The following is a 16,893-nucleotide window of genomic DNA, read 5'->3' on the forward strand; positions in this document are numbered from 1 at the left end:
GACGAGCCGTACCGGGCGACGACACCGGCGCCGGGCCGGTACGACGACAGCCGCCGTCCGAGCGCCGAGCCCGACCGGCGGCTGTCCGGCGACCCGATGCCACCGGCACCCGTCCGCGACGCCCCCGTGTCCGGTACGCCCGCTCCCTCGTTGCCCGTGGCCGGTACACCCGCTTCCTCGACCCCCGTGTCCGGCGTGCCCGCAGCGTCGACACCGGACTCCGGCACGCCCACCCGCTCGACACCGCTCACCGGCGCGCCCGCGCCGTCGTCATCCCGTCCCAGCGCGGCCGGCCCGTCGACGCCGGCACCCGTCCCGCCGACGCACGTCCCGCCGACGCACGTCCCGCCGACGCACGTCCCTGATCTGCCCGCACCCGCAACGCCCGTCTCGGGTGCGCCGGTCCCCGGGGCGCCCGCGCCCGCAGCGATGCTTCCGGACGGCGCAGACCGAAGGGGCCGAAGCGACGACGTCAACGGGCCACCGCCGCCGCAGGTCCGTCCCGAGGATCACCAGGGTCCGCGTACCGTTCGACGACCGGAGCGGACCGCGACCGACGCGCCGGCCGACGGGCAGTCGACGCGGGCCACGGACGATCGGCCGGGCGACCAACGGGCAGAGCGGGTCGAAACCGGTCGACCGGCGGATGAGACAGGTCGGACGCCTCAGATCGCGGACTCCGGCGCGGAAGCGTGGTTCCGGCCGAGCCGACCGGCGGTGGCCGTGCAGCGGGACACCGACGAGCCGGCCGCCGGGGCGGACGCGGCGGTCGACCGTCCCACGAAGACGGTGTCGGAGTCCTCGGCCGACGTCGGCCGAGCCGGTGCGGCCCGACCGGTCGAGGCCGGTGCCCGACCCGACGACCCGACCGATTCGACGGATGCGGTCGAGGTCGCCCCGCGCGACCCCGCCCCGCCCGTCGATCCGTCCGCTGCCGGCGATCCGGTCGACGAGAGCCCCGCCGGCCGATCCTCGGCCGCGGAACCCCCGGCCGGTCCCTCCGGCCCGTCCGAGCCCGAACACCCGGCCGGTCCCTCCGGGGCCAACCACCCGTCGGGCGGCCGGACGTCCGGCGCCGGCGACCGCGTAGCGGTGGTGCGGGCCGAGGCCGGCGAGGACACCTGGGCGACCGGTCGCCCGGCGGGCGACGCGGACCGGGCCGCTCCCGACACCGGTGTCGGCCCGTCGCTTGCCGGCGCCGGGATGGTGCCGGCCGGCGCTGCGGCGGTCCCCGGCACGCGCCCGCCGGCCGAGGCCCGGACACCGACCTCGACCGAGGCACCGGCACCCACGCCGATCCCCGTCGACGCCCTGACACAGGCATCCGCACCGGTCGACGACACGGCACCGGCGTGGACGCAGGTCGAGACACCGACCGAAACCGCGACCCCGACACGAGACGAGGCCGCAACCGCGCCCCAGGCACCGGCCGAGGCACCCGCACCTGCGCGGGACGAGGCTCCGAAGCCGCCGTCCACACCGGCACCGTCCGCCAGGCCTCTCGTAGCGGTACAAGCCCCGGCCGAGGCGGAGGCACAAGCAGCCGAGGCGGAGGCACAAGCATCGGCATCATCGCCGGCCGAGGTCCGGCCCTCGGCACTGGCCGGCGCGTGGCAGGCCACCACGAGCACGCCCCAGCCGACCCACCCGCGGCAGGCCCCCACGAGCACGCCTCAGCCGGTCGACGCGCGGCCACCAGCGGCGGCCCGGACGACGTCCACTGCGGCAGCCGCTCCCACCCCCGACGCCGGCACCGTCGGTCCCTCCCGCCCCGTCGGGCCGGGGTCGGACGCCGGTCCGACGCCACCCGCCGTCATCGCGCCACCCGACGCCGCAACTGACTCCGACACCGACACGAAGGCACACCACACCGTCGCGCCCGCCCCCGAGAACACCGCCTACCCCGGTACCGGAACGAGGACGCACCACCCCGACGCGGAGACACACCACCTCACGACCCGCGACGGGCGGACGCCCGAGGTGGCCGCGTCGCCGGACGCCGTGGAGTCGACGGCGGCGCCCGACCACGCGGAACCGGGACCGGATCACGCACCCACGCCCGACCCCCCGGCAGCGGGACCGCTGCACGCACCCACGTCCGACCGGACCGACCGGGCAGCGGAGCACGCATCCACCGACACCGCTCGTGCCGACGACACCGAGGTCGGGGCCGACGACACCGAGGTCGGGGCCGACGACGCTGAAATCAGGGCCGACGACACCGAGGCCGGGGCCGACGACACCGAGGCCGGGGCCGACGACACCGAGGTCGAGGCCGACGACAGCGAGGTCGGGAAGGACACCGGGGAACGGGACGGGACCGACGAGGAGCCAGCGGAACCGGAGCAGGCCGACGCCCCGGCGAGAACGGAGCCGACCGGTGACGCCGGCGTCGACGGGTCGGCGGCGGCGCGTACCCCCGACCCGGGGTCGGAGGCCGAGGCCCCCGCGGAGCCGGCGCGGCCGGTGGACCCGGAGCAGGCCCTGGCCGCCGTCGGCTGGCGGCTGCACCCGGTGACGCTGCGCGAGGAGGCGCCCGACCCGGTGGAGCTGCGGCGGATCCGGGACGGCCTCACCGGCAAGCTCGACACCGCGCTGGACAACCGCAGCCGGGCCCGGCTGCTCCGCCTGCGTGCGGTGGCCTCCCGGGTGGTCGGTGACCTGGACGACGCGGTCGCCGCNCCGGCTCTTCGCCGAGGCCAACTCGCCGGAGCTGCCCGACCGGCTGCGCGCGTTGCTGCACGAGCACGCCGGGCGCTCCTGCTACGACCAGGGCCGGTTGACCGAGGCGTGCCTGCACTTCGAGCGGGCGCTGGACCTGCGCAGGGGCGAGGACGCGCAGCTCAACGCCCGGACCGAGGTCGCCTTGGACGCGGTCGCCACGCGGGCGGGCAGCGACGGCTTCGGCCCGCGGCCGCGCGGCCGGGAGGAGGTGCTCGGCAACCCGCGGTACCCGGTGGCGACGTTCGACGAGGAGCAGGGGCTCTGGGGGTACGCGGACGCCGACGGCGAGCTGATCATCGCGCACCGGTACGCCGAGGTGCAGCCGTTCCGCGAGGGTCTGGCCTGGGTACGCCGACCGGAGGCGTCCCGCTGGGCGTTGATCGACAGCACCGGCGCGGCGCTGATCGAGGCGAACAACGGCTACCGGGCGGTGGGCGGCTTCGCGGAGGGGCTGTCCTGGGTGTCCATGGACGGCAAGGGCCGGTGGATGGCCGTCGACCGGATGAACATCGTGCAGGTCCCACCCGGGTACGAGGACGTCCGGCCGTTCCGCAACGGCCTGGCCGCGGTCCGGCAGAACGGCGGTTGGGGGGCGGTGGACCGGGCCGGGGAGGTCGTGGTGCCGACCCGCTACCACGCGCTCGTCACGCCGCTGGCCGATGGTCGACGGCTGGACGGTTTCACCTCGGACGGGCTGGCGGTGGTCGAGCTGGCCGGCCGCCGGGGCGTGGTGGACCGTGCCGGGCGGGTGTTGGTGACGCCCGCGTACCCGATGTTGGTGATCCATCCGGTCGCGTTCCTGGTCACCGTCGAGTCGGGCCGCTGGGGCGCGCTGGACCGGCGCGGTGAGCCGCTGATCGACCCGGTGCACCCGGGCCGCGCCGAGGTGGTCGCCGAGATCGACCGGCTGCTGGCCGACGCGAGCCCGGTGCTCTGAGCGCCGGGGCGGGCACGCGGTTAGGGTCGGGGGATGGAATTCCGTCACCTGGGCCGTTCCGGCCTGATGGTCAGCGAGATCTCGTACGGCAACTGGATCACCCACGGCTCGCAGGTCGAGGAGGAGGCCGCCGTCGCCTGCGTGCGCGCCGCCCTCGACAGCGGCATCACCACCTTCGACACCGCCGACGTGTACGCCGGCACCCGGGCCGAGTCGGTGCTCGGCCGGGCGCTCAAGGGCGAGCGCCGCGAGGGGCTGGAGATCTTCACCAAGGTCTACTGGCCGACCGGCCCGGGCCGCAACGACCGCGGCCTGTCCCGCAAGCACATCATGGAGTCGATCGACGGCTCGCTGCGTCGCCTGCAGACCGACCACGTCGACCTGTACCAGGCCCACCGTTATGACTTCAGCACCCCGCTGGAGGAGACCATGGAGGCGTTCGCCGACGTCGTGCACGCCGGCAAGGCGCACTACATCGGCGTCTCCGAGTGGACCGCGTCGCAGTTGCGCGAGGCGCACGCACTCGCCCGCGAGCTGCGCATCCCGCTGATCTCCAACCAGCCGCAGTATTCGATGCTGTGGCGGGTCATCGAGACCGAGGTGATCCCGGCCAGCGAGGAACTGGGCGTCAGCCAGATCGTCTGGTCGCCGATCGCGCAGGGCGTGCTTTCCGGGAAATACCTGCCCGGTCAGCCGCCGCCGGCCGGCTCCCGCGCCACCGACGAGAAGTCCGGCGCGAACTTCATCGCCCGGTTCCTCAACGACGAGGTGCTCACCCGGGTGCAGCGGCTCAAGCCGCTCGCCGAGCAGGCCGGGCTGACCATGCCGCAGCTCGCCGTCGCCTGGGTGTTGCAGAACCCGAACGTGGCCTCGGCGATCGTCGGCGCGTCGCGGCCCGAGCAGGTGCACGACAACGTGAAGGCGGCGGGCGTGAAGCTCGACGCCGGCCTGCTCAAGGCGATCGACGAGATCGTCGAGCCGGTGACCGAGCGGGACCCGGCGAAGACCGAGAGCCCGGCGCAGCGTCCGTGACGCCCACCGTTTCCCGGGCCGGCACGCCGCCGGCCCGGGAACGGACCGGTCAGCCCTGCCAGAAGCGGATCAGGTAGAGACCCAGGCGGTAGAGGTCCGGCGGGAGGCCGATCGCGTCGCCGACCGCGAAGACCCCGCCGAAGAACGCGCCGCCGATGCGCGGGCTCCAGAGCAACGCGAAGAGCAGAATGAATCCGTACGGGGCGAAGAGGTCGTACATCCGCCGGTAGGCGGGGCTGAGCCAGGGCTGGATCATGTTGCCGCCGTCCAGGCCCGGCACCGGCAGCAGGTTGAGCACGCTGGCCATGAGCTGGAGGAACGCGAGCAGGCCGAGGCCGGCCCAGAACTCCAGCGGGCCGCCCAGCGCCGGCCCCCAGGTCACGGCCGCCACCAGCAGCAGCGTGAACAGCACGTTGGTGGCCGGCCCGGCCAGGCTGACCAGGGTGTGCCGCAGCCGGCCGGGAATGGCGTGCCGGTCCACCCAGACCGCGCCGCCGGGCAGGCCGATGCCGCCGAGCAGCACCACCACCACGGGCAGCACGATCGACAGCAGCGGGCTGGTGTACTTCAGCGGGTTGAGCGTCAGGTAGCCCCGGTGGGCGATGTCCCGGTCACCGGCCCGGTACGCGGTCACGGCGTGCGCGTACTCGTGCAGGCAGAGCGAGACCAGCCAGCCGGAGACCACGAAGAGGAACACGTCGAACCGCACGTTGCCGAAGCGGTTCCAGGTCATCGCCCCGCCCGCGACGAAGAGCGCGACCAGGGCGAGGAAGATCGGACTGGGCCGGAACGCCGCCCGGGGCACGCCGAGGACCAGCGGATCACCCGGGCGGTCGTGGCCGGTCATCCGGTCGGCTGCTCCAGGCTCATCCGGTATTCCACCCGGTCGTCCTCGACCAGCACGACGGTGGTGACGCCGGACGTCGCGAGCTCCCGCCAGGTCTGGCCGATCCACGACTCGGCGTCCGCCTGGTTTGGGAACGACTCAGCCGGCCCCTCGACCGCGTCGCCGTTCGTGCCCTCGTATCGCCAGCTCCACGCCATGCCGCGTCTCCCCTCGCCGCCGTAGCCCCACAGGGCCGGAAAACCCCCGCAAGCCTAGTCGCCCCGCCCCGTTCCCCGCCCCCTCCCGGCGATCTTGCAGTTGCGGCCCCGGCAGACCGCGCATTTCCGGCGCCCCGGGGGCCACAACTGCATGATCGACGCGGCATGGGAGAAGGGGGGTGGGGCGGGGGGACATGGGCGGGGGCGGGGTGGGAGAACTAAGGTACGGGCATGTCCGTTGACGGGTGGCACACCCTCCTGGTGCTCGGCGGTATCCGCTCCGGCAAGTCCGAGTTCGCCGAGTCGCTGGTCGCCGACGCGCCCATGGTCCGCTACGTGGCCACCGCCCCGGCCGGGGACCCGGAGGACACCGAGTGGGCGATCCGCCTCGCCGCGCACCGGGCCCGCCGGCCGGGGAGCTGGACCACCGAGGAGACCGCCGCGGATCCGGGCCGGCTGGCCGAGGTGATCGCCACCGCCGGCCCGAACGACACGCTGCTCGTGGACGACCTGGGCGGCTGGGTGACCGTGCTGCTCGACCCGGTCCACCAGCCGGCCGACGACACCGCCACCATCGCCGAGCTGGCCGCGGCGGTGCGGGCCAGCACCGCACGGCTGGTGCTGGTCAGCCCGGAGGTGGGGCTGTCGCTGGTGCCCACCACGCCGCTGGGCCGGGCGTTCACCGACGCGCTGGGCGCGACCAACCGGGCGGTCGCCGACGCCTGCGACGCGGTCGCGCTCGTGGTGGCCGGGCAGACCGCCTGGCTCAAGCCGGCCGTCACGCCGCTCCCGGGCCAGGCCACGCCGACCTCTCCGCCGGCGGCCACGACCGCAGCCCACCCGACCACCGACGCCGGGGCACAGGCGACCAGCCCCGCCGGAACGCACGAGGCCAGCCCCGCCGGCCCGACCTGGCGGACCGGCGGCCCCGGGGTCGACGAGGTGGCGCTGCCCGAGGTGTCCACCCCGACCGAGGCGCCGGCGGCCGCCCAGGCGGCGGGCGGAACGGCCGGCGCGGGCGACTGGGCGGCCCCCACCATGGCGCTGCCGATGATCGCCACCGGGCTGGTCATCCAGCCGGGCATGGAACTGCCGATGCCGGACGACTACACGGGTCCGCAGGCGGTCGACCGGCTGGCCACGCTCGACCTGCCCGGCGCCGGTCTGGGCGTGCTGGAGCAGGTGGTCGGCTTCGCCGCCGCCACCCAGGGCACCTCGACCCCCCGCCCGTGGGAGACCGTCCGGGTGCTGCTGCTGCACGGCGACCACACGGGCGGCGCGTCGGCGGGCGCGGCGCCCGGCGAGTCGGCCCGCCGGGCCCGGCAGGCCCGCGCCGGCCGGGGCGCGCTGGCCCGGCTGGCCGCCGAGAACCGCGCCAGCCTCCAGGTCGTCGAGGCGCCCACCTCGGCGCCGTTCGAGGCCGGTCCGGCGCTGCCGGTGGACCAGGTCGAGGCGGCGCTGCGCTACGGCTGGCGGCTCGCCGAGCAGGCCGCCGACGCGGGCGTACAACTGCTGGTGCTGGCGGCCTGCGGGGCCGGCGCCGAGGCGGCCGCCGCGGCGGTGCTGGCGGCCACCGCCGGCGCGGAACCGCCGGCGGTGCTCGGTCGGGTGGTCACCGAGCAGGGCGAGATCGACGACAACGCCTGGATGATCCGTTGCGCGGCCGTGCGGGACGCCCTGCACCGCACCCGGCAGTCCCCCCGGGAGGCCGTCGACGTCCTGGCCGAGCTGGGTGGCGGCGACATCGCGATGGCCACCGGCGTGCTGCTCGGCGCCACCGCCCGGCGGGTCCCGGTGCTGCTGGACGGGCCGGTCGGCACCGCCGCCGGCATGGTCAGCCGCGACCTGGCCGGGCAGGCCCGGCACTGGTGCCTGCTGCCCGACCACGGCGGCCGTCCCGGGGTGCGGCTCGCCGCCGACGTGCTCGGCCTGACTCCGCTGCTGGACCTGCGCCTGGACCTGGGCGAGGGGGCGACCGCGCTGGCCGCGCTGCCGCTGCTGCGCTCGGCGCTGGCGCTCGCCGCCACCCTGCCGGTGCACCCGTCGCTCGGCGGCGACACCGAGGACGAGAGCTTCGCCGAGCCCGAGCCGGCCGGTCCGGGGCCGGCCGCCCCGACGGACGACCCGGGGTACGCCGCGCCGGAGTTCGCCGAGCCGGAGCCGGCCGGGCCGGGGCCGACCACGATCGGATCCGACGAGCCGGTCTTCCCCGGCCGACGTGCCGACTGAGGTCCGGCTCGCCGACGGCCTCCGGCTGGCGCTGACCACGTTCACCACCGCGCCGGTGCGCGCCGGCCGGGTGGACCGGGCCACGGCCGGCACCGCGATGGCGCTGGCCCCGGCGGTCGGCGCGCTGCTCGGCGCGGTGCTCGGGGCGGCGCTGCTGCTGCTCGGGGCGCTCGCCCCACCGCTGGTCGCCGCCGGGGTCACGGTCGGGCTGGGGGCGTTGCTCACCCGGGGCCTGCACCTGGACGGGCTGGCCGACACCGTGGACGCGCTCGGCTCGTACCGTCGTGGGCCGGCAGCGTTGGAGATCATGAAGCAGCCGGACGTCGGCCCGTTCGGGGTGGTCGCGCTGGTGGTCGTACTCCTGCTCCAGACCTCGGTGCTCGCGGAGCTGAGCGGACGGGACGCGCCGGCGGCGCTGGCCGGGGTGGTCGCGGCCACCGCGGCCGGGCGACTGGCCGCCGCGCTGGCCTGCCGGCGCGGGGTGCCGGCGGCCCGGCCGGAAGGGCTGGGCGCGCTGGTCGCCGGCACGGTGGGGTGGGGCGCGCTGACCGTCGGCGCGCTCGCCGTGGCGCTGCTGGCCACGCCCGCGGTGCCGGGCCGCCCGTGGCAGGGACCGCTCGCCGTGCTCGGCGCGCTCGCCGTCGCGGCCGGGCTGCTGCGACACGCGGTACGCCGCTTCGGCGGCGTCACCGGCGACGTGCTCGGTGCCCTGGTGGAGACCGTCACCACGCTGTCCTACCTGGGACTGGTGCTGACCGGCTGATCGTCGCCCGGTCGGGCAGGTAGCGTTCGGGGTGGCGCACCGGGTCGAGGGAGAGGGCAGCATGCTCATCACGGACGACTTCCTTCCCGTGCCGGTACCCGAGTCGCTCGACGCGACCTACCTGGTGCCGATGACGGGGCTGCCCCGGGTGAGCCCGAAGACCGCGGTGGAGGGGCTGGCCGGCCGGCTCTCCGCGCCGGTGTACGGGCTGGCGAAGCAGATGCTGGACAGCCCGTTGATGAGCGTCGACACCCGCACGGTCGACGAGTTCCCGGCGCTGCCGCCGGACCTGCTCACCGCGTTCGGCGCCACCGACGAGCAGCTCGCCCGGCTGGCCGCCGCCACCCACCTGGTGGTGGTCCAGGCCGAGTACCGGCCGGGCTGGCCGCCCGCGCACGAGTGGGCGGCCCGAGCCGTCGCCGCGGCGGTCGCCGAGACGGCCGGCGGGGACGTGGTGGACGTCTTCGGGCTCCAGTTCCTCGACCCGGCGACCGCGCTGCGCTCGCTCCCCGACGAGCATGGCCGGATCCGGCTGGTCGACTGGGTGCTGGTGCCCTACTCCTCGCACGCCGACGGGCTCTGGTTCACCACCAAGGGGCTGCGCCGCTTCGGGCTGCTGGAGTTGCAGGCCCAGGGCGTGCCGGACCACCTCACCCGGGCCTGGGGCGCGGTGATGACCGGGGCGGCGCGACGGCTGCTGCGGGACTGGACCGAAGGGCTGGCCGGCGAGGAGGTGCCGGCGTTCGTGCAGCTCCCGGTCCTGGCCACGGTGACCGGGCACGACATCGCGGTCGCGTACGGCAACCCGGAGCAGCACGGCGCGACGGCCCCGGTGCTGCTGCGCCTTGAGCTGGACCCGGCCACCGACCCGGACGCCGACTCGTTCCTGAGCCTCAACCCGCCGCCCGGGCATCCCGGGCCGCCGGGCCGCTACTTCGCCGCCGCCTGCGCGACGCTGTTCAACGGCATCCAGCCCGACGTCCGGTACACCCGCACGGGTGACGCGATGAGCCGGGCGGTGGAGACCGCCCGGGCCGCGCTCGGTGACATCCGGGCCCGTTTCCTGGCCGGCCGGCTGCCGACGGAGAGCCAGCTCGTGGTCAAGTACGGCCTGCCCGGCGACGACGGCCCCGAGTACGTCTGGGCCGGGGTGACCTCGTGGGACGCCCCGGAACGGATCGTCGGCGCGAGCGCCAGCGACTCCGACAGCGACCCGAGCGTCCGGATCGGCTCGCCGGTGGTGGTCGAGGCGTCCGAGGTGGTCGACTGGGCCGTGCTGGACGGCGCCGGCATCATCGAGGGCGGCTGGACCCAGGCGGTGCTGGACGCGGGCGAGCGCCAGCGGGAGGACTGACGCCCGTCCGGGTCAGCGGACGGAGGGCTGGACGAAGGGTGGCTTCGTCAGGCGCATCCGGGCGCGCCGGCCGCGGATGTCCACCGCCAGCTCCTCGCCGTCGGGCAGCTTCGGGTCGGTGTCGACCAGCGCCAGCGCGATGCCGTGCTTGAGCGTCGGGCTGAACGTGCCGCTGGTGACGACGCCGACCCGGCGGTCCCCGGCGTACACGGCCATGCCGGGGCGCGGGATGGCCCGGTCGACGGCGGCGAGGCCGCGCAGCGTACGGGCCGGGCCGGCGGCCTTCTCGGCGCGCAGCACGTCCCGGCCCCAGAAGGCCGGCTTGTCCCAGCCCACCGCCCAGCCGGAGCGGCCCTGCACCGGGGTGATCTCCGGGGAGAGGTCCTGCCCGTGCAGCGGGTACCCCATCTCGGTGCGCAGCGTGTCCCGGGCGGCCAGGCCGCAGGCGCGCACGTCGTCGGCGGCGGCGAGGATCGCGTCCCAGACGGCGACCGCGTGGGCGGCCGGCACGACCAGTTCGTATCCCAGCTCGCCGGTGTAGCCGGTGCGGCAGACGGTCAGCTCGACCCCGGCCAGCGTGGCGGTGGAGAAGCTCATGTAGTCGTGCCCGGTGGGCAGGCCGAGCGCGCCGAGCAGCTCCGCCGAGCCGGGCCCCTGGACCGCGAGCACCGCGTACGCCTCGTGCTCGTCGGTGACGGTGACGCCGTCGGGCGCGGCGGCCCGCAGGCGGCGGGCCACCTCGGCGGTGTTCGCGGCGTTGGGCACCAGGAAGACGTGGTCGTCGGCGTGCAGGTAGGCGATGATGTCGTCCACCACGCCGCCGGTGGCGTCGTCGCAGCAGAGCGTGTACTGCGCCTTGCCGGGCGCGATCCGGCCCAGGTCGTTGGTGAGGCAGGCGTTGACGAGGTCGGCGGCGCCCGGCCCGGTCACCCGGACCTTGCCCAGGTGCGACACGTCGAAGACGCCCACCCCGGTACGCACCGCGGTGTGCTCCTTGAGCACGCCGCCGCCGGCGTACTCCAGCGGCATCTGCCAGCCGGAGAAGGGGGCGAACTTCGCGCCGAGCGCGGCGTGTCGCTCGTGCAGTGGGGAGCGGCGCAGCCGGGTCTCGGCGGCGGCGGAGGTCACCTCGGTCATGGGTGGCAACTTACCGGCCGGGACCATGGTGGTTAGCATCGGCGGGATCCTGTCGACACGTATCGGCGGGACAGCCACGCCTCCCGGCGGGTAGGTTGCCGCCGGAGAGACCTTCACCGCCGGTACGCGACGACGCGGCCGGCCCGGCCCGCCCGGAGTAGCTTTCGTGACATCGCCCCGCACCACCCTCAGCCTGGTCGACACCGATCCCGCCGAACTCGCCGTGGACGCGATCGTGATCGGCGTGCACAGCCAGACCACCGAGGCCGGCACCGGCGCGTCCGCCGACGCCCTGCTGCTGGCCAGCGGCGCGGAGAGCATCGCCGCCGCGTTCGACGGGAAGCTGACCGAGACGCTGGCGCTGCTCGGCGCGACCGGCGGTCCGGGCGAGGTGATCAAGCTGGCCACGTTGGGCACGGTCACCGCCCCGCTGGTCACCGTCGTCGGTCTGGGCCCGGAGCCGTCCGGCGCCGCCCCCGCCCCGGAGGCCCTGCGCCGGGCCGCCGGCGCCGCGGTCCGGGCGCTGGCCGGCGCGCCGCGGGTCGCCCTCGCGCTGCCGCTGCCCGACGACGCCGACGCCCCGGCCGCGCTGCGCGCGGTCGCCGAGGGCGCGCTGCTCGGCGGCTACCGGTTCGCCGGCTACAAGACCAAGCCGCAGCCGGCCCGGCGGGAGCCGGTGGCCGAGGTGCTGGTCGCGGTGCCGGACGCCGCCGACGCGACCGCCCAGGCCGAGATCGCCCGGGCGCAGGCGGTGGCCGGCGCGGTGCGGACCAGCCGGGACTGGGTCAACACCGCCCCCAACGAGCTGCGCCCGCCGGTGTTCGCCGACGCCGTGGCGACCGCCGCCCGGGAGGCCGGGCTGGAGGTCGAGGTGCTCGACGAGGCGGCGCTGGCGGCCGGCGGCTACGGCGGCATCCTCGCCGTCGGGCAGGGCTCGGAGGCCCCGCCGCGGCTGGTGAAGTTGACGTACACGCCGGCCGGTGGCGGCAACGGCAAGCGGGTCGCGCTGGTCGGCAAGGGCATCACGTTCGACACCGGCGGCATCTCGATCAAGCCGGCGCAGGGCATGTGGGAGATGAAGTCCGACATGGCCGGCGCGGCGGCGGTCGGCGCGGCCATGCTGGCGGTGGCGGCGCTCAAGCCGGCCGTCACGGTCACCGGGTACCTGCCGATGGCGGAGAACATGCCGTCGGGCACCAGCTACCGGCCGGGCGACGTGATCAGCATGTTCAACGGCAAGAAGGTGGAGGTGCTCAACACCGACGCCGAGGGCCGGATGATCCTGGCCGACGCCATGGCCCGGGCCTGCGCCGACGGCGCCGACTACCTGTTCGAGACCTCGACGCTGACCGGCGGTCAGGTGATCGCGCTGGGCAAGCGGATCGCCGGCGTGATGGGCACCGAGGAGCTGTGCGAGCGGGTCCGGGTGGCCGGCGACGCGACCGGCGAGCCGGCCTGGCCGATGCCGCTGCCGGACGACGTGCGCAAGGGCATGGAGTCCGACGTCGCCGACATCTCCCAGGTCAACGCCGGCATGGACCGGGCCGGGCACATGCTCCAGGGCGGCGTGTTCCTGCGCGAGTTCGTCACCGACGACGTGGCGTGGGCGCACATCGACATCGCCGGCCCCGGCTACCACTCGGGCGAGGCGACCGGCTACTGGACCAAGGGCGGCACCGGCGTACCCGTCCGCACGCTGGTCCACCTGGTCGAGGACGTCGCCACCAACGGCTGAGGTGCAAGGAGGGCCCCCGCTTAACGCATTCCGCATAGGCGGGGGCCCCTGTTAACACCGCTTCAGAACAGCTCGGGGCGGCGCTTGCGGCGCTCGTTGTAGTCGCGCATCCGCTGCGGATAGCCCATCAGGCGCACGTCGTAGATGGGGATGGCGGTCCGGTGCGCCCAACGGCGGGCGTCCTCCGGGCTGCCGACGCGCCGCCGGGTCCACTCGCCGTCGTCAGCGATCAGCATCACCGTGGTCTCGGTGACCGTCGTCCGCGGTTCCAGGTATGCCTCGACGCCCCGTCGGGTGCGGACGAAGTTCTCGAGGTGGTCCAGATCGGCGCGGTCGGCGGCCCGGTCCCGGCTCACCGCGGCCGCCTGCTTGCGTCGTCGGAACAGCGCCACCGGACCCACTCCTCCCCCGAACGTCATCGAAGACGATGCCAAGGGTACGTGTCTCCGACGTGTCGTTGGGCACCTCACTACGCGCCCGCCGCCCGGTGGTGACAAGATGACCGAGGTGGGGTGTGCCTGTTACCCCGCCGTAACCCCCGATGCAGTGACGCGACCTGGGAGTTGGATGTGAGCGAGCCGAACGACACGACCTTCGACATCGTCATCCTCGGAGGTGGTAGCGGCGGCTACGCGGCGGCGCTGCGTGCCGCCCAACTCGACCTTTCCGTCGCGCTCATCGAGAAGGGCAAGCTCGGCGGGACCTGCCTGCACAACGGTTGCATCCCGACCAAGGCGCTGCTGCACGCCGCCGAGATCGCCGACCAGACCCGCGAGTCGGAGCAGTTCGGCGTGAAGGCCGAGCTGGTCGGCATCGACATGGCGGCGGTCAACTCGTACAAGGACGGCGTGATCTCCCGCCTCTACAAGGGCCTCCAGGGTCTGGTGGGCAGCGCCAAGAAGATCACCTTCGTGGCGGGCGCCGGCAAGCTGGTCGGCAAGAACGTCGTCGAGGTCGACGGCAAGCGCTACACCGGCCGCAACGTCGTCCTGGCCTCCGGCTCGTACGCGAAGAGCCTGCCCGGCCTGGAGGTCGACGGCGAGCGGATCATCACCAGCGACCACGCGCTGACCCTGGACCGCGTCCCGGCGTCGGCGATCGTGCTCGGCGGCGGTGTCATCGGCGTCGAGTTCGCCAGCGTCTGGAAGTCCTTCGGCGTCGACGTGACCATCGTCGAGGCGCTGCCCCGCCTGGTCGCGGCCGAGGACGAGGAGTCGTCGAAGGCGCTGGAGCGGGCGTTCCGCAAGCGGAAGATCAACTTCAAGGTCGGCAAGCCGTTCGAGAAGGTCGAGAAGACCGACAACGGCGTCAAGCTGACCATTCAGGGCGGCGACACGGTCGAGGCCGAGCTGCTGCTGGTCGCCGTCGGTCGCGGTCCGAACACCGCCAACCTCGGGTACGAGGAGCAGGGCGTCAAGCTGGACCGCGGCTACGTGCTGACCGACGAGCGGCTGCGCACCAACGTGCCGAACGTCTACGCGGTCGGCGACATCGTGCCCGGCCTCCAGCTCGCGCACCGCGGCTTCCAGCAGGGCATCTTCGTCGCCGAGGAGATCGCCGGGAAGACCCCCGCCGTGATCGACGAGGCCGGCATCCCGCGCGTCACCTACTGCGACCCGGAGCTGGCCTCGGTCGGCCTGACCGAGGCGAAGGCCAAGGAGCAGTACGGCGCCGACAAGATCAAGACCTACAACTACCCGCTGGGTGGCAACGGCAAGAGCCAGATCCTCAAGACCACCGGCCACGTGAAGCTGGTCCGGGTGGACGACGGCCCGGTGGTCGGCGTGCACATGGTCGGCGCCCGGGTGGGTGAGCTGATCGGCGAGGCCCAGCTCATCTACAACTGGGAGGCCTACCCGGCCGAGGTGGCGCAGCTCGTGCACGCCCACCCGACCCAGAACGAGGCCCTGGGCGAGGCGCACCTGGCCCTCGCCGGCAAGCCGCTGCACGCGCACAACTGACACGACAACCGCGGCGTCCGGCGACGGGCGATGATCCCACCAGGGGAACGAAGGAGTCTGGAGAACATGCCGGTATCGGTCACCATGCCCCGGCTCGGCGAGAGCGTCACCGAGGGCACCGTCACGCGCTGGCTCAAGCAGGAGGGCGAGACCGTCGAGGTCGACGAGCCGCTGCTTGAGGTGTCGACCGACAAGGTCGACACCGAGATCCCGTCGCCCGCGGCGGGGGTGCTGAGCCGGATCGTCGTCGGCGAGGACGAGACCGCCGAGGTCGGCAGCGAGCTGGCGGTCATCGCCGGTGAGGGCGAGGACGCGGGCGAGGCCCCGCAGCAGGACGCCGAGCCGGCCACCGAGCCGACGGCCGCCGCCGAGGGCACCGGTCCGGAGCCGGAGCAGGCCGCGCAGGCCGCCGCGCAGCCCGAGGCCGAGGCCGAGCAGCCGGCCGTCGAGGAGCCGGCCCAGCCCGCCGCGTCGTCCGGCGAGGGCACCCCGGTGACCATGCCGGCCCTGGGTGAGAGCGTCACCGAGGGTACGGTGACCCGTTGGCTCAAGCAGGTCGGCGAGACCGTCGAGGTGGACGAGCCGCTACTGGAGGTCTCCACCGACAAGGTGGACACGGAGATCCCGTCGCCGGTCGCCGGGACCGTGCTGGAGATCAAGGTCGCCGAGGACGAGACCGCCGAGGTCGGCGGCGTACTGGCGATCGTGGGTGCGGCCGGCGCCGCGAAGGCCGAGGCGAAGCCGGAGCCGGAGCCGAAGGCCGAGGCCAAGCCTGAGGCCAAGCCCGAGCCGAAGGCCGAGGCCAAGCCGGAAGCGAAGCCGGAGCCGAAGGTCGAGGAGCCGACCCCGGGCCTGTCCTACAACGAGCCTTCCGCCGAGGCGGAGCAGGCCGCCCAGCCGGCCAAGGCCGAGCAGGCCGCCCAGCCGTCCGCGCCGACCACCCCGCCGCAGCGCCCGACCGCCCCGGCGCAGGGCGGCGGCGAGGAGGCCGCCGGGTACGTGACGCCGCTGGTCCGTAAGCTCGCCGCCGAGCACGGCGTCGACCTGGGGTCGCTCAGCGGCACCGGCGTCGGTGGCCGGATCCGCAAGCAGGACGTGCTGGAGGCGGCCGAGAAGGCCAAGGCCGCCCAGGCCGCACCGGCCCAGCCGGCCGCCGCCGAGCCCGCCGCCAAGGCCCCGGCCCAGCCGGCCGCGAAGCCGCAGCCGAGCAGCAAGCGGGGCACCACGGAGAAGCTGCCACGGATCCGGGCGACCATCGCCAAGCGGATGCAGCAGTCGCTGCACGAGACGGCGCAGCTCACCACCGTCGTCGAGGTCGACGTCACCAAGGTCGCCAAGCTGCGGGCCCGGGCCAAGGACTCGTTCCAGGCCAAGCACGGCGTGAAGCTGTCCTTCCTGCCGTTCTTCGCGCTCGCGGCCATCGAGGCGCTCCAGACCTACCCGATCGTTCAGGCCAGCATGGACCTGGACGGCGGCACGATCACCTACCCGGCCGCCGAGCACCTCGGCATCGCCGTGGACACCGAGCGCGGCCTGCTCGTGCCGGTCATCCACAACGCCGGTGACCTGAACATGGGCGGCATCGCCAAGCGGATCGCCGATCTGGCCGAGCGCACCCGGGCCAACAAGATCACCCCGGACGAGATGGCCGGCGCGACCTTCACGCTGACCAACACCGGCAGCCGGGGCGCGCTCTTCGACACCCCGATCGTGCCGTCGCCGCAGTCGGCGATGCTCGGCACGGGTGCCGTGGTGAAGCGTCCGGTCGTGGTCAACGACCCGGAGCTGGGCGAGGTCATCGCGGTCCGGTCGATGGTGTACCTGGCCATGTCGTACGACCACCGGCTGATCGACGGCGCCGACGCCGCCCGCTTCCTGACCGCGGTCAAGGAGCGGCTGGAGAGCGGCAACTTCGAGGCCGAACTCGGCCTCTGACGTTCGACACCCCAGGGGTGCCCGGCGGCTGCCGGGCACCCC

The 16,893-nt window shown here is 74.7% G+C and carries 11 protein-coding genes and 1 pseudogene; 8 read left to right on the plus strand and 4 right to left on the minus strand.

What is annotated here, in order from left to right; translation table 11 throughout:
• The first annotated feature begins 1,720 nt into the window (after positions 1-1,720).
• Together B1205_RS33510 and B1205_RS21840 are read left to right on the plus strand one after the other, a co-directional pair.
• Positions 1,721-3,661: pseudogene (locus B1205_RS33510) on the plus strand (WG repeat-containing protein).
• 33 nt (positions 3,662-3,694) lie between these two features.
• Positions 3,695-4,693 carry an aldo/keto reductase family protein gene (locus tag B1205_RS21840; protein WP_089157296.1) on the plus strand — a complete coding sequence of 333 codons (999 nt, stop codon included), beginning with the start codon at positions 3,695-3,697 and terminating at the stop codon, positions 4,691-4,693.
• Between the two features lie 49 nt (positions 4,694-4,742).
• On the opposite strand, the gene B1205_RS21845 is transcribed toward B1205_RS21840, so the two are convergent.
• Positions 4,743-5,540 carry a site-2 protease family protein gene (locus tag B1205_RS21845; protein ID WP_089157297.1) on the minus strand — a complete coding sequence of 266 codons (798 nt, stop codon included), beginning with the start codon at positions 5,538-5,540 and terminating at the stop codon, positions 4,743-4,745.
• Positions 5,537-5,737, minus strand: coding sequence for a hypothetical protein (locus B1205_RS21850; RefSeq protein WP_089157298.1), 201 nt, complete (start codon positions 5,735-5,737; stop codon positions 5,537-5,539). The genes B1205_RS21845 and B1205_RS21850 overlap by 4 nt, the downstream gene beginning before the upstream one ends.
• A 231-nt stretch (positions 5,738-5,968) precedes the next feature.
• Between B1205_RS21850 and B1205_RS21855 the strand changes: the two genes are divergently transcribed.
• The 3 genes from B1205_RS21855 to B1205_RS21865 all read left to right on the plus strand — a co-directional run bounded on the left by B1205_RS21855 (position 5,969) and on the right by B1205_RS21865 (position 10,083).
• Positions 5,969-7,966 (plus strand): bifunctional adenosylcobinamide kinase/adenosylcobinamide-phosphate guanylyltransferase, encoded by a 1,998-nt coding sequence (locus B1205_RS21855; protein ID WP_089157299.1) that lies wholly within the window; start codon positions 5,969-5,971, stop codon positions 7,964-7,966.
• On the plus strand, positions 7,956-8,729 hold the full coding sequence (gene cobS, locus B1205_RS21860) for an adenosylcobinamide-GDP ribazoletransferase (RefSeq protein ID WP_089157300.1): 774 nt from the start codon (positions 7,956-7,958) through the stop codon (positions 8,727-8,729). Before B1205_RS21855 ends, cobS begins: the two co-directional genes overlap by 11 nt.
• A 61-nt stretch (positions 8,730-8,790) precedes the next feature.
• The gene (locus B1205_RS21865; RefSeq protein WP_089157386.1) at positions 8,791-10,083 is read left to right on the plus strand and encodes a DUF2314 domain-containing protein; all 1,293 of its coding nucleotides are present in this window, start codon (positions 8,791-8,793) and stop codon (positions 10,081-10,083) included.
• 12 nt (positions 10,084-10,095) lie between these two features.
• Here B1205_RS21865 and gcvT read toward each other — a convergent pair whose 3' ends face one another.
• Positions 10,096-11,220 (minus strand): glycine cleavage system aminomethyltransferase GcvT, encoded by a 1,125-nt coding sequence (gene gcvT / locus B1205_RS21870; protein ID WP_176308722.1) that lies wholly within the window; start codon positions 11,218-11,220, stop codon positions 10,096-10,098.
• 166 nt (positions 11,221-11,386) lie between these two features.
• Here gcvT and B1205_RS21875 point away from each other — a divergent pair, with 166 nt between their 5' ends.
• A complete protein-coding gene (locus B1205_RS21875; RefSeq protein ID WP_089157302.1) occupies positions 11,387-12,955 on the plus strand; it encodes a leucyl aminopeptidase in 1,569 nt (522 codons plus the stop codon).
• Between the two features lie 62 nt (positions 12,956-13,017).
• On the opposite strand, the gene B1205_RS21880 is transcribed toward B1205_RS21875, so the two are convergent.
• Positions 13,018-13,347, minus strand: coding sequence for a hypothetical protein (locus B1205_RS21880; RefSeq protein WP_089157387.1), 330 nt, complete (start codon positions 13,345-13,347; stop codon positions 13,018-13,020).
• A 177-nt stretch (positions 13,348-13,524) separates the two neighbouring features.
• On the opposite strand from B1205_RS21880, the gene lpdA reads away from it, so the two are divergent.
• Complete coding sequence (lpdA, locus tag B1205_RS21885; protein WP_089157303.1) at positions 13,525-14,916, plus strand: dihydrolipoyl dehydrogenase; 1,392 nt, start codon at positions 13,525-13,527, stop codon at positions 14,914-14,916.
• Between the two features lie 66 nt (positions 14,917-14,982).
• Positions 14,983-16,851 (plus strand): 2-oxoglutarate dehydrogenase, E2 component, dihydrolipoamide succinyltransferase, encoded by a 1,869-nt coding sequence (gene sucB, locus B1205_RS21890; protein WP_089157304.1) that lies wholly within the window; start codon positions 14,983-14,985, stop codon positions 16,849-16,851.
• Positions 16,852-16,893 lie beyond the last annotated feature (42 nt).

Origin of the sequence: Micromonospora sp. NBS 11-29 (genome assembly GCF_002140155.1) — a bacterium.
Classification (GTDB): Bacteria; Actinomycetota; Actinomycetes; order Mycobacteriales; family Micromonosporaceae; genus Micromonospora.